This is a genomic window from Umezawaea sp. Da 62-37 (assembly GCF_032460545.1).
GTDB lineage: Bacteria > Actinomycetota > Actinomycetes > Mycobacteriales > Pseudonocardiaceae > Umezawaea.
This window is the reverse complement of record NZ_CP135965.1, coordinates 5,216,677-5,241,107: the sequence shown is the minus strand read 5'-3', so window position 1 is coordinate 5,241,107 and position 24,431 is coordinate 5,216,677. Positions and strand designations below refer to the sequence as shown.

The 24,431-nt window shown below is 71.9% G+C and carries 23 protein-coding genes; 13 read left to right on the top strand and 10 right to left on the bottom strand.

Features of this window, described 5'->3' with window-relative positions; all coding sequences use genetic code 11:
- Nucleotides 1–18: 18 nt before the first annotated feature.
- The 4 genes from RM788_RS23880 to RM788_RS23865 form a co-directional block, all read right to left on the bottom strand.
- A complete protein-coding gene (locus tag RM788_RS23880; RefSeq protein WP_315933989.1) occupies nucleotides 19–834 on the bottom strand; it encodes a lysozyme in 816 nt (271 codons plus the stop codon).
- Nucleotides 835–938: 104 nt separating this feature from the next.
- The gene (locus tag RM788_RS23875; protein WP_315934725.1) at nucleotides 939–1,562 is read right to left on the bottom strand and encodes a GH25 family lysozyme; all 624 of its coding nucleotides are present in this window, start codon (nucleotides 1,560–1,562) and stop codon (nucleotides 939–941) included.
- A gap of 3 nt (nucleotides 1,563–1,565) precedes the next feature.
- A complete protein-coding gene (locus tag RM788_RS23870; protein ID WP_315933988.1) occupies nucleotides 1,566–2,387 on the bottom strand; it encodes a lysozyme in 822 nt (273 codons plus the stop codon).
- Nucleotides 2,388–2,514: 127 nt separating this feature from the next.
- Complete coding sequence (locus RM788_RS23865; RefSeq protein ID WP_315933987.1) at nucleotides 2,515–3,369, bottom strand: aldo/keto reductase; 855 nt, start codon at nucleotides 3,367–3,369, stop codon at nucleotides 2,515–2,517.
- Between the two features lie 102 nt (nucleotides 3,370–3,471).
- Here RM788_RS23865 and RM788_RS23860 point away from each other — a divergent pair, with 102 nt between their 5' ends.
- The gene (locus RM788_RS23860; RefSeq protein WP_399344590.1) at nucleotides 3,472–4,329 is read left to right on the top strand and encodes a LysR family transcriptional regulator; all 858 of its coding nucleotides are present in this window, start codon (nucleotides 3,472–3,474) and stop codon (nucleotides 4,327–4,329) included.
- Between the two features lie 911 nt (nucleotides 4,330–5,240).
- On the opposite strand, the gene RM788_RS23850 is transcribed toward RM788_RS23860, so the two are convergent.
- Nucleotides 5,241–6,248: a hypothetical protein gene (locus RM788_RS23850; protein WP_399344588.1), complete on the bottom strand. Its 1,008-nt coding sequence runs from the start codon at nucleotides 6,246–6,248 to the stop codon at nucleotides 5,241–5,243.
- Nucleotides 6,249–6,377: 129 nt separating this feature from the next.
- Here RM788_RS23850 and RM788_RS23845 point away from each other — a divergent pair, with 129 nt between their 5' ends.
- From RM788_RS23845 to RM788_RS23835, 3 genes are all read left to right on the top strand, one after another.
- The gene (locus RM788_RS23845; protein ID WP_315933985.1) at nucleotides 6,378–7,193 is read left to right on the top strand and encodes an SAM-dependent methyltransferase; all 816 of its coding nucleotides are present in this window, start codon (nucleotides 6,378–6,380) and stop codon (nucleotides 7,191–7,193) included.
- Between the two features lie 61 nt (nucleotides 7,194–7,254).
- Nucleotides 7,255–9,426, top strand: coding sequence for a putative bifunctional diguanylate cyclase/phosphodiesterase (locus RM788_RS23840; protein WP_315933984.1), 2,172 nt, complete (start codon nucleotides 7,255–7,257; stop codon nucleotides 9,424–9,426).
- Between the two features lie 215 nt (nucleotides 9,427–9,641).
- Nucleotides 9,642–10,415: an alpha/beta fold hydrolase gene (locus tag RM788_RS23835; protein WP_315933983.1), complete on the top strand. Its 774-nt coding sequence runs from the start codon at nucleotides 9,642–9,644 to the stop codon at nucleotides 10,413–10,415.
- Here RM788_RS23835 and RM788_RS23830 read toward each other — a convergent pair.
- The 3 genes from RM788_RS23830 to RM788_RS23820 all read right to left on the bottom strand — a co-directional run bounded on the left by RM788_RS23830 (nucleotide 10,388) and on the right by RM788_RS23820 (nucleotide 14,309).
- Nucleotides 10,388–11,353 carry an ankyrin repeat domain-containing protein gene (locus tag RM788_RS23830; RefSeq protein WP_315933982.1) on the bottom strand — a complete coding sequence of 322 codons (966 nt, stop codon included), beginning with the start codon at nucleotides 11,351–11,353 and terminating at the stop codon, nucleotides 10,388–10,390. The two genes, RM788_RS23835 and RM788_RS23830, sit on opposite strands and share 28 nt — an antisense overlap.
- Before the next feature lie 71 nt (nucleotides 11,354–11,424).
- Nucleotides 11,425–12,450, bottom strand: coding sequence for a glucose 1-dehydrogenase (locus tag RM788_RS23825; RefSeq protein ID WP_315933981.1), 1,026 nt, complete (start codon nucleotides 12,448–12,450; stop codon nucleotides 11,425–11,427).
- Entirely contained in the window at nucleotides 12,447–14,309 is a 1,863-nt protein-coding gene (locus tag RM788_RS23820; RefSeq protein ID WP_315933980.1) for a glycoside hydrolase family 15 protein, read from the bottom strand. The genes RM788_RS23825 and RM788_RS23820 overlap by 4 nt, the downstream gene beginning before the upstream one ends.
- Nucleotides 14,310–14,465: 156 nt before the next feature.
- Between RM788_RS23820 and RM788_RS23815 the strand changes: the two genes are divergently transcribed.
- From RM788_RS23815 to RM788_RS23790, 6 genes are all read left to right on the top strand, one after another.
- The gene (locus RM788_RS23815) at nucleotides 14,466–15,056 is read left to right on the top strand and encodes a DUF3558 domain-containing protein (RefSeq protein ID WP_315933979.1); all 591 of its coding nucleotides are present in this window, start codon (nucleotides 14,466–14,468) and stop codon (nucleotides 15,054–15,056) included.
- 135 nt (nucleotides 15,057–15,191) lie between these two features.
- On the top strand, nucleotides 15,192–15,581 hold the full coding sequence (locus RM788_RS23810; protein WP_315933978.1) for a transcriptional regulator: 390 nt from the start codon (nucleotides 15,192–15,194) through the stop codon (nucleotides 15,579–15,581).
- A gap of 56 nt (nucleotides 15,582–15,637) precedes the next feature.
- Nucleotides 15,638–17,050 carry a PPE domain-containing protein gene (locus tag RM788_RS23805; protein WP_315933977.1) on the top strand — a complete coding sequence of 471 codons (1,413 nt, stop codon included), beginning with the start codon at nucleotides 15,638–15,640 and terminating at the stop codon, nucleotides 17,048–17,050.
- Complete coding sequence (locus RM788_RS23800; protein WP_315933976.1) at nucleotides 17,047–17,853, top strand: ESX secretion-associated protein EspG; 807 nt, start codon at nucleotides 17,047–17,049, stop codon at nucleotides 17,851–17,853. The genes RM788_RS23805 and RM788_RS23800 overlap by 4 nt, the downstream gene beginning before the upstream one ends.
- 77 nt (nucleotides 17,854–17,930) lie before the next feature.
- Nucleotides 17,931–18,323: a sterol carrier family protein gene (locus tag RM788_RS23795; protein ID WP_315933975.1), complete on the top strand. Its 393-nt coding sequence runs from the start codon at nucleotides 17,931–17,933 to the stop codon at nucleotides 18,321–18,323.
- Between the two features lie 29 nt (nucleotides 18,324–18,352).
- Nucleotides 18,353–19,315, top strand: a complete 963-nt coding sequence (locus RM788_RS23790; protein WP_315933974.1) for a pirin family protein — start codon at nucleotides 18,353–18,355, stop codon at nucleotides 19,313–19,315.
- Here RM788_RS23790 and RM788_RS23785 read toward each other — a convergent pair.
- Nucleotides 19,312–21,297, bottom strand: a complete 1,986-nt coding sequence (locus tag RM788_RS23785; protein WP_315933973.1) for an alpha/beta hydrolase — start codon at nucleotides 21,295–21,297, stop codon at nucleotides 19,312–19,314. The two genes, RM788_RS23790 and RM788_RS23785, sit on opposite strands and share 4 nt — an antisense overlap.
- Nucleotides 21,294–21,605, bottom strand: coding sequence for a DUF2563 family protein (locus RM788_RS23780; protein WP_315933972.1), 312 nt, complete (start codon nucleotides 21,603–21,605; stop codon nucleotides 21,294–21,296). Before RM788_RS23780 ends, RM788_RS23785 begins: the two co-directional genes overlap by 4 nt.
- A gap of 103 nt (nucleotides 21,606–21,708) precedes the next feature.
- Here RM788_RS23780 and RM788_RS23775 point away from each other — a divergent pair, with 103 nt between their 5' ends.
- The 3 genes from RM788_RS23775 (at nucleotide 21,709) to purF (ending at nucleotide 24,422) form a co-directional block, all read left to right on the top strand.
- Entirely contained in the window at nucleotides 21,709–22,443 is a 735-nt protein-coding gene (locus tag RM788_RS23775; protein WP_315933971.1) for a maleylpyruvate isomerase N-terminal domain-containing protein, read from the top strand.
- On the top strand, nucleotides 22,440–22,781 hold the full coding sequence (locus tag RM788_RS23770) for a hypothetical protein (protein ID WP_315933970.1): 342 nt from the start codon (nucleotides 22,440–22,442) through the stop codon (nucleotides 22,779–22,781). The genes RM788_RS23775 and RM788_RS23770 overlap by 4 nt, the downstream gene beginning before the upstream one ends.
- A gap of 147 nt (nucleotides 22,782–22,928) precedes the next feature.
- A complete protein-coding gene (gene purF, locus RM788_RS23765; protein WP_315933969.1) occupies nucleotides 22,929–24,422 on the top strand; it encodes an amidophosphoribosyltransferase in 1,494 nt (497 codons plus the stop codon).
- The last annotated feature ends 9 nt before the right edge of the window (nucleotides 24,423–24,431 follow it).

Below are 24,431 nucleotides of genomic sequence, written 5' to 3'. Positions count from 1 at the left end.
GGCCTCCCCACCGCCGGGTCAGCCGTTCGCCAGCGCCACCAGCCGGTCGTAGGCGCCGTTGAACTGGTTCTGGTCGACCGGCGATGACGAGTACTGCCAGATCGTGTAGTCGTCCCAGTCGTAGGGCAGCGCGCCGACCACCGAGGCGTACCTGGCCACCCACAACGGGTTGGTGGTGCTGAAGCCCGCGTTGACGCACTGGTTCCACCAGCTCGTCGACGTGTAGATGACGGGGAACACGCCGGTCCGCGCGCGGTACGTGTCGCTGAAGTCGAGCATCCAGTTCGTCATGGCCGCTTTGGTCAGGCCGTAGCAGGTGCTGCCGTACGGGTTGTACTCCGCGTCGAGCGCGCCCGGCAGGGTCCGGCCGTCCCGCGACCAGCCGCCGCCGTGGGCGATGAAGTAGTCCGCCTGCGCCGCGCCGCTCGACCGGTCCGGCAGCGCGAAGTGGTACGCGCCGCGGATCATGCCGATGTTGTACGAACCGTCGTACTGCTGCTCGAAGTAGGGGTTCACGTAGTTCGTGCTCTCGGTCGCCTTGACGTAGGCGAACCTCTTGCCCTGGTTCCAGTAGGCCGCCCAGTCCACGTTGGCCTGGTAGCCGCTGACGTCGACGCCCGCCACCGTCTCCAGGACCGACGGGTCGGACTTGGGCTTCACGCGGAGTCCCGCGCCGCCCTCGTGCTTGCGGATCTGCGATCCCATGGCGTGGTCCTGCTCGACCGCCTGGTCCTGCTCCGGGACGGCGGGTGCCGCGTCGGCGGGGGAGAACGCGGTGGTCAGCAGGCCTGTGCACGCCGCAAGGACGACGGCGCTGCGCGCAAGTGGGTACATGTCGGACTCCTCGAGCCGGTGCAGGGTGGACGACTCGATCCGAGAGTGTGCAGCAACCACCAACACGATGGCCAGACTCCATGTGAATTGGTCACGGGAATGGCCTAGGCGAACGCACTCACCGTCATCACCCGAATGCGCTCCTCGTGGCCGGCCGCGCGATCCCAGACCGGGTAGACGCCCCTGGTCGTGGGCAGCACGTCCGGCGTGGCGGAGTAGCGCGCCACCCAGAGCGGGTTCACCTCGCCCGCGTCGGCTCCCGCGCACTGCCGCCACCAGTTCGGCGAGGTGTAGACGACCGGGTAGCGGCCGGTCCACTCGCGGTAGGTGTCGCCGAACTCGGCCACCCAGTCCGACAGCGCGGCCTTGGACATCCCGAAGCAGGCCTTGCCGTAGGGGTTGTAGCCCAGGTCCAGGGCACCCGGCAGGGTCATGCCGTCGCCGGACCAGGCGCCGCCGTTGTCGACGAAGAACTCCGCCTGGTCGGCGCCGCTCGACCGGTCCGGCAGCGCCACGTGGTACGCGCCGCGGATCATGCCGACGTCGAACGACTCGGCGTACTGCCGCCGGAAGCCGGGCTCGACGTACCCGGTGCCGTCGGTCGCCTTGACGTAGGCGAACCGCTTGCCGTGCTGCCAGTGCCCCGCCCAGTCGACGTCGCCGCCGAGGCAGCTGACGTCGAGACCGGTCGCGGTCCTGTCCGGGTGCCTGCGGTCCGCGGTGCTCAGCGCTCAGCCCAGCGCCACGCTGAGGAGCTGCTCGGCGTTGCCGTTGAACAGGTTCTGGTCACCGGGGAAGAGCCCGGCCGCCCTCCACTGCCAGATCGTGTGGAAGTCCCAGCCGACCGGCAGCGCGCCCAGCGCGTCGGCGTAGTGCGCGACCCACAACGGGTTCGTCCGTCCGAAGTGGACGCTGCCGCCCACGCACCTGTTCCACCAGTTGGCGGACGTGTAGATCGTCGGGTGGCGCTGGGTCCGCTGGAGCACGCGGTCGCTGAAGTCCAGCACCCACCGGGTCATGGCTTCCTGGCTGAGGCCGTAGCAGGTTTCCCCGTACGGGTTGTACTCCATGTCCATCGCGCCGGGCAGCGTCCTGCCGTCCGCGGACCAGCCGCCGCCGTGGTCCACGAAGAAGTCCGCCTGCTCGGTGCCGCCGGAGCGGTCGGGCAGCGCGAAGTGGTAGGCGCCGCGGATCATCCCGACGTCGTAGGAGCCGTTGTACTGCTGGGCGAACTTCGGGTTCCGGTACCCGGTGCCCTCGGTCGCCTTGACGTAGGCGAACCGGGCGCCGTCGTCCCAGGACCGCCGCCAGTCGACGTCGCCCTGGTGGCTGCTCACGTCCATGCCGGGCACCTCGGCGAACCGCTTGGCGGGCCGGGCGGTCCGGGTGCCGCCCTCGTGCTTCCCGATCTGCGAACCCGCGTAGTGGTCGGCGGACCCCTCGGGCAGCGGAGCGGCCGACGTGCCCGACGCGCTCGCGGCGACGACCGCGCCCGCCGCGAGCGCGAGGACGCCGAGGCGGGCGGTCCAGGTGCGGAAGCGGAGTAGAACCACAGGACGCCCCCATTCGGTCGTGGATCATGGGCCGTACGGCCTAGATCCTCCGTCCAAATGCGGTGAACCGCACCCGATGATCACCCGAGTGGACCAGTGGGAGTGCACGTTCGGGGACGGGCCCCGCCTAGCCCAGGCGTGCGAGCTCGTCGGTGGTCAACTCCAGGTGGGTGGCCGCGGCCGAGTTGCGGATGCTCTCCGGCCGCGAGGAGCCGGGGATGGGGATGACGACCGGCGCCTTGGCCAGCATCCAGGCCAGGCACACCTGCTGCGGGCTCGCGTCGTGCGCCGCCGCGACCTCGGCGAACGCCGAGTTCAGCTCGCCGAGTTCGCCCGCCTTGCCGATGCCGCCCAGCGGGCTCCACGGCAGGAACGCGATGCCCAGTTCGGCGCACAGCTCCAGCTCGGGTTCACTCGACCGGTACGCCGGGGAGAACTGGTTCTGCACGGAGACGAGCCTGCCGCCGAGGACCTCGTTGGCGAGCTTGATCTCCTCGGGGTCGAAGTTGGAGATGCCCGCCTGCTTGATCTTGCCCGCGTCCAGCAGTCCGGCGATCGCGCCGAACGAGTCGGCCAGCGGGACGCCCGGGTCCGGGCGGTGGAACTGGTAGAGGTCGATCGCGTCGACGCCGAGCCGCTTGAGCGACGCGTCGCACGCCGACCGCAGGTACGCGGGGCTGCCGTCGAGTCCCCAGCCGCCGCCGGACGTCCTGGTGTGGCCGCCCTTCGTGGCCACGAGCACGTCACCGCCCGCCGAGCCGAGTCCGCGCAGGGCCTCCGCGATCAGCTCCTCGTTGTGCCCGAAGTCCGTCTCGTCCATCGAGTACGCGTCCGCGGTGTCGATGAGGGTCACGCCCGCCTCGACCGCCGCGCGGACCGTGGCCAGCGCGCGTTCGCGGTCGGGGCGGCCCTCGACGGACAGCGGCATGCCGCCCAGTCCGATCGCGCTGACCTCGACGTCGCCGATCCTGCGGGTGCGCATCAGGTGTGCCTCCTGGAGAAGTGGTGGTCCGAGTGTGCGCCGAACGGATTAAGCTGTCCAACAGAACGTTCGGATGGCATTCAGCGGTTTGGGTGATCAATCGTGGAGCTTCGCCAGCTGGAGTACTTCGTGGCCGTCGCCGAGGAGTGCCACTTCACCAGGGCCGCCAAACGCGTGCGCGTCGCCCAGTCGGGTCTTTCCGCGTCGATCCGGGCGCTGGAGACCGAGCTGGGCGCGGCGCTGTTCGTGCGCAGCACCCGGCGGGTCGAGCTCACCCAGGCTGGGCGCGCGCTGCTGGTCGAGGCGCGCCGCGCGCTCGGCTCGGTCGACGCCGGGCGGACCGCGGTCGCGGCGGTGCAGGGGCTGTTGCGCGGCACGCTGTCGGTCGGCAGCCTCCAGTGCCTGCACGTCGTCCACCTGCCCGCGGTGCTGGCGGCGTTCCACGCCGAGCACCCCGGTGTGGAGATCCGGCTGCGCCAGGGCGGCACCGCGGACCTCGTGGACGAGGTGCGGGCGGGGCGGATCGACGTCGCGTTCGTGACCCGACCGTCCGATGTGGACGTCCGCACGTCCACCCTGGCCACCGAACCGCTGGTGCTGGCGTGCGCCCCGGATCACCTGATGGCGCAACGGTCCTCGGTCGCGCTGGCGGAGCTGGTCGGCGAGTCCTTCGTGGACTTCAACGCCGGGTGGGGCACGAGGGACGTCGTCGACCGCACGCTCGCCGAGGCCGGGGTGGGCCGCCGGGTGGGCGTGGAGGTCAACGACGTCCACTCACTGCTGGACTTCGTCGGGTTCGGTCTCGGCGTCGCGCTCGTGCCGCAGTCGTTCTCGCTCAAGACGGACCTCGTCCGGTTCGTCGCCCTGGACGGCGGGCCGGTCGCGGAGACGGTCGTCGTCACGGGGGCGGCCGTCAGCGCCGCCGCCAGGGCGCTGCTGGAACTCGTACGTCCCGGCTAGTACCCATCCCTCGGGCTTGGCCGTCCGCATCTCGGTGCCGGGCCGGACGGTGAGCACGCCCTTCAGCGGTTTCGGCAGGTCCGTGCCGAGGTGCAGGAACGTGCCGACCTCCGCTCCGGACAGGGTGAACTCGTCGGCGAACTCCACGTCCTGGAGGGAGAGGCCGCCGTCGAACATGGTGTGCGCGGCGGAGACCCGGCCGTGGAACCGCGCCCCGGAGAACAGCACGGGCTTCGACGCCACCATCTCGTTGATCATGGTGATGCCGTAGAAGTTCGCGCGCCGCGCCGTGATCCGCCCGATCCGCCTGCCGGACAGCCGGAAGTACTCGAGGCTCGCCCCGGTCAGGTCCAGGTGGTAGGCCGTCGAGTCGGTGTCCGCTCCCCACGGCAGCATGCCGGTGATCAGCTGCTGGGCCGTGCGCCGCACCTCGCGCTCCCGGTCGCTCGCGGCCAGCACGAGGTCCGCCTGGTCCCTCGGCAGCTTCTCCGGGTCGCCGGAGTAGTCGCCCTTGTGGCCCACGTGGTGGAACGGCCTGCGCAGGTACGCGCACAGCACGTCGAGCACGGTCTGCTTGTAGCGCGGGGCCGACGTCGTCAGCCCGGCCAGCGCGTGCATCGCGCCCACCCGCACCTGGTCGGCTTCGTGGCCGAGCATCTCCACCGACCGCGCGAACCGCTCGTCGGCGACCTTGTCGCTCTCCAACTGGTGCCGCGCCTCCTCGGTGCGCCGCCGCCGGTCGTTGAGCCACAACGCGTACAGCGCCACGACCGCGCCGCCCGCGAGACCGCCGGTCTTGAGCGCCTCGGCCTTGGACAGCTTCGGCTCGACCACCAGCAGCCCCGCGATCGTGGCCGCGGTGACGAGGACAGCCGCCAGCACGCTCAGCAGCAGCATCCACCTACCGCGCATCACGCGTTCCCCTCCAGGTCGGTCAGCCAGCCCGCGGGCAGGTCGCGCTTGCCCGTGACGCGCAGTCCTCGGATGTCGGCCCTGGTCGCGAACTTGGCACCAGCCAAGGAGAAACCGCCCTTGTAGGCGCCGAAGGCGAACTTCGAGGCGCCCCGGAAGTCGGTGGCGTGGAAGTCGACCTCGTCGTCGGAGGCGAAGTTGCTGAACCACGCCTTCCCGTGGAAGACCGAGTCGTGCACGTACAGCCTGCCGTGGTTCTCGGCGCCGGTGAAGTGCGCGTCGCCGTGGAAAGTCGTGTGGTGGAAGGCGTTCGCCCGGTAGAACTTCGCCGACCGGGCGACGAACTGCCCCACCTGGCGGTGGGCCAGGTCGAGGTACTCCACGCTCGCGTTGGTCAGGTTCAGGTCGTAGTGCGGGGCGTCCGGCAGGTCCGCGTGCGGCAGCAGCTTCGTGATCAGCTGCTGCGCGGTCAGCCGGACCTCCAGCTCCCGGTGCCGTTCGGGGTCGGCCTCCGCGGTCAGCGGGAGCTCGAAGGGCCTGCGCAGGTACGAGCAGAGGATGTTCAGCACGGTCTGCCGGTAGTCCTTCTCGCTGGACTCCGCCAGGCCCGCCAACGCGTGCAGGGCGCCGACGCGCACCTGGTCGGCGTCGTGGCCGAGCAGTTCCACGGCGCGGGCGAACCGCTCGTCGGCCACGCGCGACCGGTCGTGGTCGGTCCGCAGGCCCTCCAGGTGCTGGCGGGCCTCCTCGGTGCGCCGCCGCCGGTCGTTGAGCCACAGCGCGTACAGCGCGATCACCGCGCCGCCCGCCAGGCCTCCGGTCTTGATCGCCTCGCCCTTGGCGGTGGTGCTGTCGACCACGAACAGCCAGCCCGCCACCAGCAGGAAGGCGCCGACCGCGCCGACGATCGTGGTGGCCAGCATGTTCCGCTTGCGCTTCAGGCTGATCAGCAGCAGCCCGAGTGCGACGGCAGTGGTGACCGCTCCCGCGATCAAGGTGTACCTCACAAGACCGGCATTCTGCTCGGTGATCGCGGCCGCCGTCCGCGAATCGGCGAACCGGGTCCGCGGGGCGGTGCGCCAGGGGGTCGCTGTGGACCATGATGGGGCGTCCCGAGGCGAGTCGGAGGAGCGCGCGTGGCGGAACGGCCGAAGTGGGTTCCGGGCGACATCGACCTGGACCGCCCCAGCGTGGCGCGCGTGTACGACTACTGGCTGGGCGGCGCGCACAACTTCGCGGCGGACCGGGCGGTGGCCAACCGGACGATGGAGGCCATGCCCGAGGTGCGCCGGGTGATCCTCGTCAACCGCGCGCTGCTCCGCCGGATGGTCCGCCACCTGCTGCACCTCGGCGTCCGCCAGTTCCTCGACCTCGGCTCCGGCATCCCCACCGCGGGCAACGTGCACGAGATCGCGCACGCCGTCGACCCGGCGGCCCGCGTGGTCTACGTCGACACGGACGCGGTCGCCACCGCGCACGGCAAGTCGTTGCTCGCCGACCTCCCGCACGTGGCCGCGCTCCAGGCCGACCTCCGCGACCCGGCGTCGGTGCTGGGGGCCCCGGAGGTGCGGGCGGTGCTGGACTTCGACCGGCCCATCGCGGTGCTGATGATCGCGGTGCTGCACTTCGTGCCCGACTCCGAGGAGCCGCACAAGATCATCACCGACTACCTGGACGCGCTCGTTCCGGGCAGCTACCTGGGGATCTCGCACTCCGGCGGGGAAAAGGGCGAGGAGTCCGAGGCCGTGGCCGAGGCGCGTCGGCGCTACAGCGCGCAGGTCACGCCGATGGTCCACCGCGACCGCGCGGAACTCACCGCGCTGCTGCGCGGACTGGAACTCGTGGAGCCCGGTGTGGTGCGATTGCCGCACTGGCGCCCGGACTCGCCGGACGACGTCGACGAGGCCGCGGAGCGCTTCCCCGGCTTCGCCGCGCTGGGGAGGAAACCGTGAAGGTCGACTGCGGCGGGCTACCGGCCGTATCCTCTGCGTTTGTGGTGGCAGGTCGGCGAACATGACGGAACGGGTTGACCAGCGGGTGCCCAGCAGTCGATCGGAACTGGACCCGGCCATGGTGGCCGGGGCCGAGGCCTTCGCGCGCACGTGGGCGACGGCGGTGATCGGCAGCAGCTACGTGCCCATGACCAGGGCCGAAGTGGCCGAACACCTCCAGTCGCTGACCGAGGTCCTGGTCGGGGCGCTGATCGCGAACCCCTTCCGCACGGCGCCCGGCTACGACATCGGCGCCCGGCTCGTCGAGGCGCACTTCACCGGCACGGACACCCTGGGCCGCACGGTCCAGCTGCTGGGCGACGACCTGCTCACCGAGCTGGGGGTCGGCGCCGACGGCCGGATGGCGTCGCGGCTCTCCGCCCTGCAGGGCGCGCTGGCCGCCGGCTACGCGAGGGCGCTGCGCGAGCGGACGCTGGCCGAGCAGGAGGCGATCAGGGCCGCCGTGCTCGACGCCCGCGACCAGGCCGAGACGGCGCTGCGGGCCAGCGAGGCGCGGTTCCGCGCGATGTTCACCGAGGCCGCGATCGGCATCGGCATCGCGGACATCGAGGGCCGGATACTCGACGTCAACCAGGCGTTGCAGGACATGCTCGGGTTCAGCGTCGAGGAGATGCGGCAGTACAACATCCGCGACCTCATGCACCCCGAGGACAGCGGCAACGTGTGGCGGCTCTACGACCAGCTCATCGCGGGCGACTGCGACCACTACCGGGCCGAGAAGCGCTTCCACCGGGCCGACGGCGAGCAGGTGTGGACGCACCTCACGCTGTCGCTGGTCCGCGACGACCACGGCGAGCCGCAGTACCAGGTCGCCATGATCGAGGACGTCACCGACCGGCACCTGCTGCAGAACCGGCTGCGCTACCAGGCGCTGCACGACCCGCTGACCGGGCTGCCGAACCGCGCGCTGTTCCTGGAGCGCCTCGGCCGCGTGTTCAACGCGGTGGGCGGGGAGACCAGCCGCCGCGCCGGGCTCTGCTACCTGGACCTGGACGGGTTCAAGGTCATCAACGACAGCCTCGGCCACGACATAGGCGACCAGCTGCTGGTCGAGGTCGGCAGGCGGCTCGACCACTCGGTCTCCGGTGACGGCAAGCTCGTCGCGCGGATGGGCGGCGACGAGTTCGTCATCCTCGTCGAGGGTTCGGACAGCACCCAGGACATCGTCAACGTCGCCGACCGCGTGCTGCACGAGCTGGAGGCCCCGATCAAGATCGGCGGCCACGAGCTGACCGTGTCGGCGAGCATCGGCATCGTGGAACGGCCGCTGGAGGGCACGACGGCCGCGGACCTGATGCGCGACGCGGACATCACGCTGTACTGGGCGAAGGCCGACGGGAAGTCGCGCTGGGCGCTCTACAACCCCGAGCGCAACGCCCGCGAGGTCGCGCGCTTCACGCTGTCCGCGACCATGCCCGCCGCGCTGGAGCGCGACGAGTTCTACGTCGACTACCAGCCGCTGGTGCGCCTCGCGGACAGCCGGGTCACCGGTGTCGAGGCGCTGGTCCGCTGGCAGCACCCCGAGTTCGGCAGGCTCGCGCCCGACCGGTTCATCGAACTGGCCGAGGAGACCGGCCTGATCGTGCCGCTCGGCCGCTGGGTGCTGCGCAAGGCGTGCGAGGAGGCCCGGCGCTGGCTGGAGGAGTTCGGCGACAACGCGCCGTTCGTCAGCGTCAACCTGGCCGTGCGGCAGAGCCGCGACCCGGAGCTGGTGCGCGACGTGAAGCGCATCCTCGACGAGTGCGCGCTGCCCCCGCACCACCTCCAGCTCGAACTGACCGAGAGCGCGATCATGGGGACCGCCGACGAGCCGCTGGAAGCCCTGCGCGCCCTGTCGGACATGGGTGTCCGGATCGCGATCGACGACTTCGGCACCGGCTACTCGAACCTCGCGTACCTCAAGCACCTGCCGGTGCACGAACTCAAGATCGCGGGGTCGTTCATGGAAGGGCTGCGCGCGGCGGACGAGGAAGACGCCGTGGACGCCCAGATCGTGACGACCCTCGTGCAGCTCGCCCACGCGCTGGGACTCGGCGTGACGGCCGAGGGCGTCGAGACGCCGTCCCAGGCCAAGCGGCTGCACCGAATCGGGTGCGACACCGGTCAGGGCTGGTTCTTCGCCCGGCCGGGTCGCCCCGAGGACATCGACCACCTGCTCCGCGGCGGCCTCTAACGCGGTCACCGCGATCCTCACCGGGGTTCACGCGTCTCGGCGTGTGAACCGGCGGGGTCGGCGATCACCGCACCGGCCGTCCGCTGGCAGGTCGTCGACGCTTCCGACCTGGGTGAACGCCCGGCATCCAACGATCCACCGAACTTCCGCGCCCCCTCGTCTTGCTTATCTAAATATGCTTAGATAAGGTTGCTTACATCAACGAGGAGGAAAACATGACCAAGGTTTCCGGTGGCGACGTGGACGTCCGGTTCGACGACCATGGCGAGGGCCGCGCCTTCCTGCTGCTGCACGGCGGCGGCGGGCCGCAGACGGTCGCCGGGTTCGCCCGGCTGCTGGCCGCGCACGGTCGGGTCATCACCCCCGCGCACGCCGGGTTCGGCGGCACGGAGCGCCCCGACTGGCTCGACACCATGGCGGGCCTCGCCGAGGTCTACGTCCAGTTCCTGGAGGACGAGGACCTGCGCGACGTGATCGTCGTCGGCAACTCCATGGGCGGCTGGACCGCCGCCGAGATGGCGCTGCTGGGCAGCGACCGGATCAGCGGCATCGTCCTGGTGGACGCGGTCGGCATCGAGGTCGAGGGGCAGCCGGTGGTCGACATCTTCCCGCTGTCCCTGCCCGAGCTGTCCAAGCTCAGCTACCACGACCCGGAGAAGTTCGGGATCGACCCGAGCGGGTTCTCCGACGCGCAGAAGGCGGGCATGGCCGCCAACCGCTCCGCGCTCGCCGTCTACGGGGCGTCGATGGTCGACCCGACGCTGCGGGAGCGCCTGGCCGGGGTCAAGGTGCCCGCGCTGGTGCTGTGGGGCGAGGCCGACCGGATCGTCACCCCCGAGTACGGCCGCGCGTTCGCCGAGGCGATCCCCGGCTCGGTGTTCCACCTGCTCCGGGGGACCGGCCACCTGCCGCAGATCGAGACCCCGGAGCTGCTGCTCGCCGAGGTCACGGCGTTCGCCGGTCACACCGGCTCGGACCACGTCCAGTAGTCGTGCGCCGGCAGCCGCAGCCAGGCGTCGGGCGGGCCCGTGACCGCTCGGGCGTCGGTGGGCCGCAGGCCGACGCGGGCGAGGCAGCGGGCCACCGCGTGGCGCTGGTACAGGTAGGCGGCGAGGGCCTCCTCCGGGGTGTCGTCCAGGTCGGGGCCGCTCGAGGGGGACAGGTGGCGCTTCCCGAAGACGCGGTCGTGGGCGACGGTGCCCTGGTGGCCGCTCTTGGGGTTGGCGTAGAGCCCGAAGCAGGTCGTGCCCACCGAGAGGCGGCCGACCACACCCGGCATGGAGGGCCCGAACGCCCACGCCTGGCTGACCACGCACCCGCCCGGCACGTCGGTGACGCCCATGACCAGCAGGTTCCCGTCGTCCAGCGGATCGCCCCCGACGATGTCGGAGATCGGTCCCGGCACGTCGAGGCGAACGGCTCGCAACCGCCGTTCCGCCTCGGCCGCGTCGATCCCCGCGACGAAGGCGAATCCGAAACCCTCCACGGCCGGGGTGCCCAGCGCGGCGATCAAGCGCTTGGCCTCCGCGGCCTCCGCCGCCTCGGAGGGCGACAGGCCGGGTTCGCCGTCGGGCCTGGCGAACAGGTCGGGGTCCGGGCCCGCCAGGCCGAGCCGTCCCGCCGACCACCCCGCCATCACCGGGCGCCACGGGTCGGCGCCCGCCGCGACCAGGGCGCGGGCGTTGTCCGACCGGCCGGCGACCACCGCGAGCCAGAGCGCGCTGCGGCTCGAGTGGAGCGCCTCGACGTCGTCGACCCGGCCCGCCAGCTCGGCCACCACCTCGGGTGAGCCGTGCGACGCCGCCATGTGCAGCGGCGGCGTGAACCGCCCGGCGGGGTTCGGGTCGGCGCCCGCGTCCAGCCTGGCCAGCACCTCGGCGTGATCCGCCCAGGCCCGCAGTGCCATCCGCGTCCAGTCCGCTGCCATGCGCCCCCCTCGGCGGAGAAGGCACCGAACCTACGCGGTTCGATCTTCGCCGGGGGGCGGAACGGGCGAACTCAGGCCAGGTCGACGACGACCTTCACGTCGTCGGGCTTGCGCTCCAGCGCGTCGGTGAACGAGTCGAGCGGCACCCGCCGGGTGATCAGCCCGCCCAGCCACGTCCGGTCGGCGGCGGCGAGCGCGTCGGCGGCGGTCCGGTAGTCGCCCAGTCCCGCGTTGACCGACCCGACGACCGCGCGGTTGTGCAGCACGATCTCGTCCAGCACGATCCGGTCGGCCGCGAACGTCCCGGTGTCACCGGACAGCCCGGTCAGCGCGGTCACCGCGGCGCGGCGGACGGACTCCCAGACCAGTTCGGCCACCCCGGTGCACTCGATCGCCACGTCCACCTCGGGCACGGTGTCCACCGACGAGTGGTAGGTCGCGCCCAGCCCGCGCACGAGGTCCGGCTTGCGCCCCGAGGTCGCCCGGTCGACGACGTGCGCGGTCAGCCCCCGCTGCACGGCCAGCATCGCGGCCAGCAGGCCGATCGGGCCCGCGCCGGTGATCATCACCGTGCGCGGGACCAGGTGCGCGCGGCGGCAGTTCAGCAGGACCTGGTCCCACGCCTTCGCCACCACCGACCCCGGCTCGGTCAGCACACCCAGGTCGCCCAGCGCCGGGTCCAGCTTCACGGCGAACTTCGGCGGCACGGTCCAGCGCTGCATCCCGTAGCCGTCGAGCTCCTTGATGCCGCGCTCGGTGTACCCGCCGTTGTGGCAGAAGTCCCAGGCGTCCTCCGCGCACGCCGGGCACGGCGCGGTGTCCGGCCTGCGCACGACACCGGCGATCAGGTCGCCGGGCGCGAGGTCGCCGCCCATCGGGGCCGCCAGCACGCGGCCGAGCGACTCGTGGAACAGCACGAACCCCGACTTGCCGGGCGGTGGCGTGCCGAAGCCGTCGCGCACGATCTCCACGTCGGTGCCGCACATGCCCACCAGCAGGCCCTCGACCAGCACCTCGCCGTCCGCGGGCACGGGCTCGTCCCACTCGACGACCTCGGCCTGCTCCGGCTTGCCGGGGACCGCGTACGCGGCCTTCACCGGTCGCCGCCGTCGCGCCGGTCGCGCTCGTCGCGCGTGTGGCCCTGGCCGTAGAGCACCGCGGCGCTGTTGACCAGCGCGAGGTGGCTGAAGGCCTGCGGGAAGTTGCCGGACATCCGGCCCGTGCGGGCGTCGTACTCCTCGGCGAGGAGTCCCACGTCGTTCACCAGGGCCACCAAGCGGTCGAACATCTCCACGGCCTCGTCTCGTCGGTCGGACAGGGCGAGCGCGTCGACGAACCAGAACGAGCAGGCCAGGAACGAGCCCTCCTCGCCGCTGAGCCCGTCCACCTCGGACTCGCCGGGGTCGGTGTCGTAGCGGTCCACCAGGTCGCCGTGCTTCAGACCGCGGCGGATCGCCTCGATCGTGCCGAGCACGCGGGGATCGTTGCCGGGCAGGAAGCCCACGGCCGGGATCAGCAGCGTCGCGGCGTCCAGCTCGGTGCCGCCGTAGAACTGGGTGAACGTGCCGAGCTCGGCGTTCCAGCCCTTCTCCAGCACCTCGGCGTGCACCCGGTCGCGCAGCTCGCGCCACTCGTCCACCGGGCCGGGCAGCCCGTACTGCTCCGCCGCCCGCACGGCCCGGTCGAACGCGACCCACACCATCACCCGCGAGTGCGTGAAGTACCGGTCGGGGCCGCGCACCTCCCACAGCCCCTTGTCCGGGCGGTCCCAGATCTTGCGCAGGTGCCGGATCATGCCCCGCTGCATCGCCCACGACTCCGCGGACTCCGCGATGCCCCGTTCACGGGCCAGGTGCAGCGCGTCCATGACCTCGCCGTACACGTCGAGCTGCAACTGCCGGTAGGCCGCGTTGCCGATCCGCACCGGCTTCGCGCCGCGGTAGCCGGGCAGCCAGTCGGCCTCCCACTCCACCAGGTGCCGCTCGCCGCCGAGCCCGTACATGATCTGCAGGTCCGCCGGGTCGCCCGCGACCGCGCGCAGCAGCCACTTCCGCCACGCCTCCGCCTCGCCGGACCGGCCGAAGTTGTCCAGCGCCAGCAGGGTCAGCGTCGCGTCCCGCAGCCAGCAGTACCGGTAGTCCCAGTTGCGCTCGCCGCCGAAGGTCTCCGGCAGCGACGTCGTCGGCGCCGCCACGATGCCGCCGCTGGGCGCGTACGTGAGGCCCTTCAACGTGATCAGCGACCGGCGCACCACGTCGCCGTGCGGTCCGTGGTAGCCGAGGTCGTCGGTCCAGTCCTTCCAGAACGCCTCGGACCGGCGCACCTCGGCCAGGGCGTCCACCGGCACCGGCGGCCGGTCGTGGGAGTAGGAGAACTCCATCACCCACGACAGCCGGTCGCCCTCGTCCACGGTGAACACGGCCTCGTGCGCCCGCTTCCCCTCGACCCGGTAGGGCAGCCGGTCGCCGTAGAGCGCGATCGCCGACGGGCCCGCGACGGCGAAGACGCACTCGGTGCCGTCGGCCGCGGTCGACCGGCGCACCCAGGGCACCGAGTCGCCGTAGGCGAACCGCACCACCCACTGGAGCTTCACCTCGACCGAGCCGGACAGGCCCTCGACCACCCGCACGAGCCGCGTGTCCGCGTCGTCGTCGCTGTCCTCCGGCGGCATCGTGTCGATCAGCCGGATCGTGCCCTCGTCGGTGTCGAACTCCGTCTCCAGCACCAGCGTGTTCTCCCGGTACCGCCGCCGCACCGCCGTCACGGGCGCCGTCGGCGCGATCCGCCAGTGCCCGTCGTCCTCGGTGCCGAGCAGCCGCGAGAAGCACGACGGCGAGTCGAACCGCGGCATGCACAGCCAGTCCACCGACCCGTCCCGCCCGACCAGGGCCGCCGTCCTCAGGTCGGAAAGCAGCGCGTAGTCCTCGATGCGACCGGGTCCGGTGTCGTGTGCCACCACCGGAGGCTATCCGGGAGATCACCGGCGGGCAGGACACGGCAGCCGATGTGAAGAAAATTCCTTTTAGGGGTGGGACGTTCATCCGTCCGATGAGCCCGACGCGGAAACCCGAATCCGCCTTCTCCGCGTTTCGACGTCCGATACCTTGCCCCCATGCTGAGCCACCGGCACCGAGTCGCGGCACTGGTCGCCGTCGCCGCCCTCCTCGGCGGGTGCACCGAGAAGACCGCGGGTACCGCGTCGGCCGGGGCGGTCGGGACCACGGCGGCCTCCGGGACGTCGGTACCCACCAGCACCACGCCCCCGGTGTCGCGGCCGAAGGCGGTCGACCTCAAGGGCGTGGACTCGTGCGCGGTGCTGTCCGACGCGCAGAAGCAGCAGTTCGGGCTCACCAGGACGCCGGGGACGCTGAAGTCGTCGGCCTACCAGGGCGCGACGCTGTGCAGCATCGGGTCGGCCGACTTCACCTACGGGATCGGGGTCGTGGTGGCCGCGAACGAGGGCGTCGAACTGTTCGAGGCGGGGGTCGCGAGCGGTGAGCTGACGCCGTTGCGGGTGGGCGGCTTCCCCGCCCTCACGGGTCGGTCGACGGCCGTGCTGCCGACGTGCACGGTGTACCTCGACCTGGCCGACGGGCAGCTGGTGGACCTCGGGGTGAACAGCACGAAGGTGCCGATGGACGAACTGTGCACGCGCGCGAAGACGATTGCGGAAGCAGTGGTCCAGACGCTCACCGCGAGCTGAATGCTGCTCTCAGTAGATAAAGGTGAGTAGAACTGCGCGATCACCGGCGGAACCATCGCACCGCGTCGCGCATCCGAGTTAAAGTCATCCCAATTGCACACACTGGGGTATGTGCATCACTGAGGAGGGTGTGCCGTGTTCGTCGCGGATGGTGGTGGAGGCTCGTCGCAGCCTCCGATCCCCGAGTACAGCGGCTCGAAGCAGGGCCTTCGGGTCGACCCTTCGGCCATTCCCGCTGCTCGGAAGGTGTTCGAGGACGCTCTCAGCGAGCTGGACACGCAGTTGACCGACACGGCTTCCGCGCTGAAGGCGAAGCAGTGGGCGATGGACCCGGTGAGCCGGGAGACCGCCGAGAAGTTCAACCACGACACGTTCGCCTCCGGCGATTCCGCCGCGCTCACCGCGATCCTCGCCTACCGCGAGCAGCTCAACGGCGTTGTGACTCAGCTCACCCAGATCGAAGCCACCTATCGCCGGGTCGAAGGCGACAACGTCGCGTCCTGGGGGCGCATCAACCCCGCCTGACCCGGCCGTCGCGCACCACGAACTCGCATGACCGCACCTGAGGGGGCGAAGGACTTATGGGTGATCACCGCTGGCGCGGGTACTCCCACGAAGAGCTGCACAAGATGATCAACGCCGGTCCCGGCGTCGCCGCGTCCATCCCGCTCGAGGACAAGTGGGCCTCGCTGTCGGACTCCCTGAGCCGGATCGACGCGTCCATCCACGAAGGACTCGAGAAGGTCGGGGCCGGCTGGGAAGGCGCCTCGGCCGAGGCCGCGACGGGCGCGCTGTCGCCGCTGTCGCAGTGGGCGGCGGACGCGGGCCAGGGCTCGGACACGATGAAGGTCTCGGCCCAGCTCCAGGGCGACTACATCGCGGACGCCCGCAAGGAGATGCCCGAGCCGGTGCCGGTGACGACCGAGGCGCCGTCCACAGCGGACAAGGTCCTCGGCGCGCTGTCCGGGCCGGTCGGCATGATGCACGTGATCGACCAGCAGAAGGACCACGAGGCCCAGGAAGCCGCTCAGGAGAACGCTGAGCAGAAGGCCATCACGGTCATGAACAACTACCAGTCGAGCAGCGAGTGGAACAGCGACACGCTGGGCCAGTTCGTCCCGCCGCCGCAGGTGGTCATCGATACCCCGCCGCCGGGTGGCGCGGGGTCGTACAACAGCACCAGCGCGAACTACACGAGCGCCGACTCGTCGACCTACACGCCGAGCGGCGGCGGTGGCGGTGGCACGACGGGCACGTCGTCGGCCACGGCTCCGGTGCTGCCTCCCGCGGTCAACCAGCCACCGGTCTTCACCGGCGGCGGTAATGGCGGAGGCGGCACGACGAACACGTCGTGGACGCCGCCGCCGTCCGGTCCGCCGGTGCAGCCGCCGGTGAACCTCCCGCAGCCCACCCCGCCCAGGGCCCCGGTGCCCCCGCCCGTCGGCTTCCCGCCGCCGGGCAGCGGCCCGATCCGCCCGCCGGCCACCGGTCCGGGCAGGGGACCGATCGCGCCTCCGGGCAGGGCCCCGGTCCCGCCCGGCGGCCTCCGTCCCGGCCCGACCCCGGCAGGCGGTCCCGGTGTCGCCGGTCGTCCCGGCGGGCCCGCGGGCCAGGGCGGTCTCCGTCCCGGTGCTCCCGGTGGTCCGGGTGGCGTCGGCGGTCCCGGCGGTCAAGGTGCCCGCCCCGGCTTCGGTCCCGGCGGCACGCCCGGCGCGACCGGTGGTGCCAAGGCTCCCGGCGGCGGCCAGTTCACCCGTCCCGGCGCTCCCGGCGGCTTCGGTCCCGGTGCCGCGGGCGCGGCAGGCCGAGGCGGTCCCGGTGCTCCCGGTGGCCGCGGCGGTCAGGGCGCGGGCGGCATGGGCGCCGGTCGTGGGGGCGACGGCGAAGAGGACGTCGAGCACAAGGTCGCCGACTACCTGGTCGAGACCAAGGACGTTTTCGGTGACGAGCGGCTCGTGGCGCCGCCCGTGATCGGGGAGGCGCCGCAGCGGTGACGTACTTCGGGGGGCAGGTGGAGAGGGAACCCGTTTCCCTCTCCACCGAGGAGTTCGACGTGCTGTGGGAGCACTTGGACCTGGGGCCGATGCCACTGGTGATCAAGGTGCCGTCTCCCGGCAGGACGTCGCGGGAACGCCGTGACCTGGAACTGCGGGTCTGGCACGCGCTGGAAGCCCGCGGGCTGGGTCGGCCGATCGCGCTGCACCCCGAACTCGACCACCTCCTCCGGATGTTCGTCCGCCCGGAGCGGGAGGTGGACGCCAGGGTCTGGATCGGCAGGAGCGTCCGCGTGCTGGCCGTCGCGAACGGCGACTGGGGGGCCGTGGCGACCCTGTCGGACAACCGGATCGTGCTGCGGCGCGTGGCGGGATCCGGGCTGCCGGCGGCCGTGCTCGGCGCGCTGCCCGCGCACCCGGCCGGGTCCGGGCACTCGGTGACCATGCCGAGCGCCGACCTGGAGGCCGCGGTCAAGGGTTCCGACGGTTCGGAGAAGGGCCTGGAGAACTCGCTGCGCTCCCGCGGCGTGCGCGAGGAGGACGCCACCACGCTGGTGAAGATGTTCACCGGTCTCGTGCACACGGGCAACTTCGGCGCGGCGGCCAGGGACAAGTACGGCAAGCGCTGCCGCCCGGACCGCGTGGTCGCGTTCTTCGACACCGAGGACGGCCGTTACCTCCAGCAACGCCGTGCTTCGGGAGGAACCGAACCCTGGAGCACGTTCACGCCGACGGACCTGCGTAGGCTGACCTTCCAGCTGGACGAGTTGCTCGCGGAAGCCGTGCGCGACGCGAAGGGCTGACGTTCGACGTTTCAGGCCCGTGCCGCAGGAGTGCCACGGGCCTGAAGCATTTCCGGGTCCGGCACTAATCTTGCGGTGTGCCGTCGAAACCCGTTGACCCCAAGGAGTCCCGCGCCGCCGTGGCCGCCGTCCTGCCCTGGTTGGCGGGGGAGGCCGAGCAGCCGGAACGGGCCGTGCTGGCCGCCGCGGTGCGGCTGAGCCTGCGCACGCTGGAGCAGGTCGCGCCGGGGCGCAGCGTCGAGGTGCGGGTGCCGCCGTTCGCCGCGGTGCAGTGCGTGCCCGGTCCCCGGCACACCCGCGGCACGCCGCCGAACGTCGTCGAGACCGATCCGCGCACCTGGTTGGAACTGGCGACCGGCAGGCTCGGCTGGGACGAGGCGTTGGCCGACGCGAGGGTCAGCGCGTCGGGGAGCCGTGCGGACCTGTCGGCGGTGCTGCCGGTGCTGCGCTTCCAGGCGACGGACTTCTAGTTGATGGGTCAACCCGGTAGCTTGGACCGATGAGCAACGTGGAAGCCGGGCCCGAGGTCGTGGCGCACGAGCCGTCGGACGCGCGTTCCGGGCCGGAACTCCTCCAGCCGCGCCTGGTCCCGCTCGGCGGCCCGCGGGCCCAGCCGGTGCGGCGGACGCTGCCGCAGCGCGCCAGGTCGCTGATCGGCGCCTGGTGCTTCGTCGACCACTACGGGCCCACCGAGGACGTCGGCCTCATGTCGATCCCCGGCCACCCGCACACCGGGCTCCAGACGGTGTCCTGGCTGTTCGCCGGGACCATCGAGCACCACGACACGGTGGGGTCGCACGCCCTCGTCCGCGCGGGCGAGATGAACCTGATGACGGCGGGGCGGGGGATCGCGCACTCCGAGTACGCCGTGGCGGGTGGCGGGGTGCTGCACGGGGTGCAGCTGTGGATCGCGCTGCCGGACCGGGACCGGTTCGTCGAGCCGCGCTTCGAGCACCACGTCCCCGAACCGCGGATGGTCGGCGACACGCGCGTGACGGTGTTCCTGGGGTCGTTGGCGGGATCGACGTCACCGGTCGCGACGAGCGCGCCGCTGCTGGGGGCCCAGTTGGACATCCCGGCGGGCGCCACGCTGGTCCTGGACGTCGATCCGGCTTTCGAGCACGGGATCCTGGTCGACGAGGGCGACGTGCGGGTCGCCGGCGCGACCGCGACCGACGCGGAACTCCTCTACCTGCCAACGGGTTCGTCGACGCTGACCGTCGAGGTGGGCGACCGCCCCGTCCGCGCTCTGCTGCTCGGCGGCACGCCGCTGGGCGAGCGGATCGTCATGTGGTGGAACTTCATCGGGCGCGCGCACGACGAGGTCGAGCGGTTCCGCGCGGAGTGGCAGGAGCAGGCCGCGGCGGGCGGAACGGGCCCGTACGGCACGTTCCCCGACCAGTGGGCCTCGGTCCTGCCCGCCCCGGAACTCCCCAACGCCCGCCTCAAGTCGCGCGGTTAGAACCAGGAGCCGATCTTCTTCACCACGCCGCCCGCGCCGTCGTAGACGTCCCGGCCGAACTCGGCGACGTTGCCGACCGTGCCGACCACGAGGTCGCCCGCGTCGTTGAGCAGTTCGGTCCCCGTGGCCACCGCGCCGTGCCCGGCGTCCGACCAGTTGCCGGAGAACAGGTCGCCGACCACGTGGCCGGTGCCGACCACGACGTCGCCGACCATCTCGACGCTCCCGCTGCCGACGTCGCTGACGAGGTCGACCACCGGTCCCACACCGGGCAGGTTCGATCCCGGCAGGGTGGGGCCGGTGGGGCTGTCGTACCACTTCTGGGAGGTCACCGAGCCGCCGTCGCCGGTGGCGATCTTGGCCAGGTTGGACACCGACTCGCTGCCGGGGTCGTAGTAGTCGGAGTGCGCGCCGAGCAGGCTGGTCGAGTCCGGGGTGCCGAACACCTTGGCGCCGAAACCCTTGTCGTACGGGCCGGTCGACGAGCCGTCGGCGGTGAACCAGTCGGAGCTGGTGCCCTGCACGACGGGGTCGTGCTCGGTGGCCCCCGCGTAGACGTGGCCGGGGCCCGCGGAGAGCTGGTCGACGTTGGAGGCGCCCACGCCGGGGGAGCCGACGAACGCGATGTCGTCGGCGGCGAGGCCGTTCATGCCCGCGTAGCCGACCGTCGTGCTGCCGTAGGAGTGCCCGATCACGGTCAGGTGCTGGTGGTTGCCCGCCGCGTCGGCCGCCGCGCGGTAGCCGTCCACGTCGGCGACCAGGTTGCCGCCGCCCTCCTTGGCCAACTCGGGGCTGCCGACCTCGCCGGGCGTCCAGCCGGGGGCGTCGTAGCCGAGCCACTGGATGGTGGCGTTGCCGTCGGCGCCCATCTGCTCGCGCAGGTTCCCGGACTGCTCGATGCCGAAGCTGTCCAACTTGGATCCGGTGCCCGGCACGCACACGGCCACGTTCTTCGCGGTGTCCGGATCGCCGTAGGCGATCGCCATCCCCCCGTCGCCACGCGGGCCGTAGGGGTCGTAGGCGAGCACACGGGCGTCGGGCAGGCCCTCGGTGTCGGTCCACCCCTTGCCCTTGGCGAAGTCGTCGGCGCTGTCGACGCTCTTCTGGGCCATGGCGGCGTTCTCCGCCTTGGTCGCGGCGACCTGCCGGTCCTCCATGAGCGACGCGTACCGCGGGTCGTTGAGCAGCCTGGTCTGGCCGTCGGAGGTGGTCGGGTCGATGCCCAGCGCGGCAGCCCGCTCGGCCATCGCCGCGTCGAGCCGGTCGCGCTCCGCGCCGAAGCGCCGCGCGTCGTCGGTGATCCTGGCCCGGTTGGCCTGGTCGAGCACACCCGAGGGCAGGCCGCGCAACTGACCGAGGTCCTGGAACCCGGTGCGCAGCAACTCGTCCTGCTGCTCCTTGGTGAGCGACTTCCACCAGGCCGCGACCTGCTTGGGGTCGGTGCCGGGGCCGGGAACGGTGGCGGAGGTGCGCATGGCCGCGACGGTCTTCGCCCAGCCGGGATCGGCTTTCGCCGTCTCCTCGAAGCCCGGCTTCACCTGCCCCAGCGCCGACGCGTAGGACCGCAGGACCTGTTCGTAACCGCTCTTCACGCCGGTGAGCGCGGTGTTGACCTTCTCGGCCAGCTCGATCGTCTGCCGGAGGTCCATCAGCGGCGAGCGGCCCCGCCACACCGAGATGACCTGGTCCGCGCTGCCCCGCATCTGCGAGTAAGCGCGGGAGGCGGCCTGCGTGACGTCGACGCCGACGCCCAGCCGTTCGGCCGCCGCGGCCGCGGCCCTCGTGGACAGCTCGGCGCGGGCACCGAACTTCTCCGAGGCCTGGCCGGTCCAGCCCGCCTTCGCGGTCGAACCGCCGCCGGCGACCGATTCGCGCGCCCTGCCCACCGCGCTGATCGCGCCGTTGAGGGGATCGCCCGCGGCGGCGATCCGGCCCGCGTCACCGGACGCCAGCTGTCCGTAGAGGACCTCGGGGTCGTTCACCAGCCGCCGCCGATCTTGCGGAAGCCCTCGCCGGAGGTGTCGTCGCAGCGCTCGTAGGTCTCCGCGTTCTGGGTGAGCCCGTCGCCCGCGTCGCGGTACCAGGCCGAGCCGCGCCGCAGGTCGTCGGACTGCCGACCGGTGAACCGGGCCAGCGCGTCGGCGAACTCGGCGGCCGCCGGAACCTCGCCGAGCGCCCCCGCGTCAAGGGTGAGCATGGAGATCAGTTCGGCGCCGTCGGCGGTGGCGTCCGCCCCGTCGTGGAACCCCTTGGAGGCGCCCCGCAACGCCTCTGGTTGCACACCGAACACGATTTCCCACCCTTCGTGACACCGACCGCTTGCACTGCGACGCACCCGGACCGCGACCGGTTCCGGCACGATGACCGAGAACGACCGAACCAGGAGGCGACACGTGCCAGCAGGATGGACCACGCAGCGGTGGACCGAGGTCTTCCTCGACCAGTCCGCCATGTTCCGCGAGGCGGTCGCCGAGGCCGACCCGGCCGCGAACGTGCCGAGCTGCCCCGGCTGGACCTTCGCCGACCTCGCGGTGCACGTCGCGCGGTTCCTGGAGACGTCGATCGAGTACCTGCGCACCGGCAGCACCGTGCGGCTGAAGCCGCCACCCCCGCCAGTGGGCGCGTCGCCGATCGAGTACCTCGACACCCAGCTCGCCGACGCCGCCGAGGTGCTGCCCCTGGTGCCCGGCAACCGGCCGACCTGGACGTTCTCGCCCGCCGCGCCCGACCTGGCGTGGGTGTGGCACCGCCGGATCGCGCACGAGCTGGACCTGCGCCGCTGGGACGCCCAGGCCGCGCTGCGCCAGCTGGTCCTCGGCGACGCCGACCTGGCCGCCGACGGCATCGACGAGGCGCTGGGCACGCTGCTGGCCGCGAAGTACACGACCGACGTGCCGCTGGAGACCGCCGGGACGGTGATCGTGCGCTGCACCGACGTGCCTGAGGGCTGGCACGTCCGGCTGACCCCCGGCGAGGTCCCCGAGGTGCGGGCGGTGGCTCCCGGCGAGGTGGCCGACGTCGAGGTCGACGGCGAGGCCCAGCTGATCCACTACGGCCTGTGGGGGCGCCTGCCGCTCAAGTCCGTCGGCGACGAGGCCGTGCTGCGGGCAGTGAGGATGGACCGATGAGGGTGCTGGTGGTGCTGGTCGCGGCCGCCCTGCTGCTGTCCGGCTGCTCGCTCGAGCGGGAGTGGAAGGGCGATCTGGCGTTCAAGGTGACCAAGGTCAACCCGCCGTACACGGACAAGTCCGACAAGGCGAAACCCGCCTACGTGAACCTCGACCTCGACCAGGCCGAGCCGGACTCCGTCTCACCGCTCGGCAAGAAGCACGGCGCCGACCTGGACCGGTTCCCGTCCGACGTCGCGGTGGGGGACCAGGTGGTCTGCGCGGTGCGCCAGTACGACGCGAACGGCTTCGACGGCGGCAACGTGGAGGTCACCATAGGGCCTTGCAGGCGTCCTTGAGCGTGCGTTTCATCACGTCAGCGGGGTCAGGATGGGGCGGGTTCACCCGTTGTTCGCCGTACACTCGTGGTGCCGCCCGACATCGTCGCTAGGGAGCACTCGGTGGTCACCGACCAGTCAGACGCCGGCCGCACTACCACCCCGATCGTGGACACCATCGACTCCGACCCGCGCGAAGAGTGCGGTGTTTTCGGCGTGTGGGCTCCTGGCGAGGACGTCGCCAAGCTCACCTACTACGGCCTTTACGCCCTCCAGCACCGCGGTCAAGAGGCCGCGGGCATCTCGGTGGGCGACGGCAGCCAGGTCGTCGTCTTCAAGGACCTCGGCCTCGTCAGCCAGGTGTTCGACGAGCAGGTGCTCCAGTCGCTGAAGGGCCACGTGGCCATCGGCCACTGCCGCTACTCCACGACCGGGTCGACGACCTGGGAGAACGCGCAGCCGACGTTCCGCACCACCGCCGCGGGCAGTGGTCTGTCGCTCGGCCACAACGGCAACCTGGTGAACACCGCCGAGCTGCTGGAGCGCGCCAAGAAGCTGGGCATCATGTCCCGCAACGGCGCCACCACCGACTCGGACCTGATCTGCGGCCTGCTGGCCGCGACCGCCGCCGACATCGGCATCGAGCAGGCCGCGCTGGAACTCCTGCCGACGCTGCGCGGCGCGTTCTGCCTGACGTTCTCCGACGAGAACACGCTGTACGCGGCCCGCGACCCGCACGGCGTCCGCCCGCTGGTGCTCGGCCGCCTGGAGCGGGGCTGGGTCGCCGCGAGCGAGACGGCCGCGCTGGACATCGTGGGCGCGTCGTTCGTCCGCGAGGTCGAGCCGGGCGAGCTGATCGCCATCGACGAGAACGGCCTGCGCTCCACGAGGTTCGGCACGCCCGAGCCCAAGGGCTGCATCTTCGAGTACGTCTACCTGGCCCGCCCGGACACCACGATCTCCGGCCGCGGCGTGCACGCCACCCGCGTGGAGATCGGCCGCAGGCTGGCCGCCGAGCACCCGGCCGAGGCCGACCTGGTCATCCCGGTCCCGGAGTCCGGCACGCCCGCCGCGATCGGCTACGCGCAGGCCTCCGGCATCCCGTACGGCTCCGGCCTGGTCAAGAACGCCTACGTCGGCCGGACGTTCATCCAGCCGTCGCAGACGATCCGCCAGCTGGGCATCCGGCTGAAGCTGAACCCGCTGCGGGACGTCATCCGCGGCAAGCGGCTCGTCGTCGTGGACGACTCGATCGTGCGCGGCAACACCCAGCGCGCCCTGGTCCGGATGCTCCGCGAGGCGGGTGCGCTCGAGGTGCACGTCCGCATCGCGTCGCCGCCGGTCAAGTGGCCGTGCTTCTACGGCATCGACTTCGCCTCGCGCGCCGAACTGGTCGCGAACGGCCTCGACCTGGACGGCATCCGCCGTTCCGTCGGCGCCGACACCCTCGGCTACGTGTCGCTCGAGCAGCTCATCGCGGCCACCGAGCAGCCCAAGACGCGGCTGTGCAGCGCGTGCTTCGACGGCGAGTACCCGATCGCGCTGCCCGAGGACGCCCTGATGGGCAAGCACCTCCTGGAGGGCATCAAGGGAGTGGCGGGCTCGGCCGCTCCGGTCCTGCCCACCGGGTACGGTGCCGAGGACGCCCTGCAAAGGCCCTGAATCCCCCCA

What these genes read in the sequence shown, in the direction of transcription:
- RM788_RS23880 (WP_315933989.1), bottom strand. Translation starts at nt 834, where the DNA reads ATGTACCCACTTGCGCGCAGCGCCGTCGTCCTTGCGGCGTGCACAGGC.
- RM788_RS23865 (WP_315933987.1), bottom strand. Translation starts at nt 3,369, where the DNA reads ATGCGCACCCGCAGGATCGGCGACGTCGAGGTCAGCGCGATCGGACTG.
- RM788_RS23840 (WP_315933984.1), top strand. Translation starts at nt 7,255, where the DNA reads ATGACGGAACGGGTTGACCAGCGGGTGCCCAGCAGTCGATCGGAACTG.
- RM788_RS23835 (WP_315933983.1), top strand. Translation starts at nt 9,642, where the DNA reads ATGACCAAGGTTTCCGGTGGCGACGTGGACGTCCGGTTCGACGACCAT.
- RM788_RS23830 (WP_315933982.1), bottom strand. Translation starts at nt 11,353, where the DNA reads ATGGCAGCGGACTGGACGCGGATGGCACTGCGGGCCTGGGCGGATCAC.
- RM788_RS23815 (WP_315933979.1), top strand. Translation starts at nt 14,466, where the DNA reads ATGCTGAGCCACCGGCACCGAGTCGCGGCACTGGTCGCCGTCGCCGCC.
- RM788_RS23805 (WP_315933977.1), top strand. Translation starts at nt 15,638, where the DNA reads ATGGGTGATCACCGCTGGCGCGGGTACTCCCACGAAGAGCTGCACAAG.
- RM788_RS23790 (WP_315933974.1), top strand. Translation starts at nt 18,353, where the DNA reads ATGAGCAACGTGGAAGCCGGGCCCGAGGTCGTGGCGCACGAGCCGTCG.
- RM788_RS23770 (WP_315933970.1), top strand. Translation starts at nt 22,440, where the DNA reads ATGAGGGTGCTGGTGGTGCTGGTCGCGGCCGCCCTGCTGCTGTCCGGC.